Annotated in this window: 1 protein-coding gene; it reads left to right on the plus strand. The window is 56.4% G+C overall.

Annotation, left to right across the window (positions count from 1 at the left end; all coding sequences use genetic code 11):
• Positions 1-211 (plus strand): CotH kinase family protein (locus MO867_RS23380; RefSeq protein WP_252473560.1); only part of this gene is annotated, 211 nt, incomplete at both ends.

Here is a 211-nt window from a genome sequence, read left to right on the forward strand (position 1 = left end):
TCTGGATGCTCGCCTTCGACAACGCGCTGGCCAATCTCGACAGCTACCTGGGCGCTTTCTGCCACAATTATTACCTGTTCAAAGATCCCTCCGGCATCTGGCGGCCCATCATCTGGGACCTCAATCTCAGCCTGGGCGGTTTCCGCCTGGTGGACCAGAAAACGGTGCTTACCAACGATCAGCTATACACCCTCAGTCCCTTCCTGCACTT

This window comes from Microbulbifer okhotskensis (assembly GCF_023895975.1).
GTDB lineage: Bacteria > Pseudomonadota > Gammaproteobacteria > Pseudomonadales > Cellvibrionaceae > Microbulbifer > Microbulbifer okhotskensis.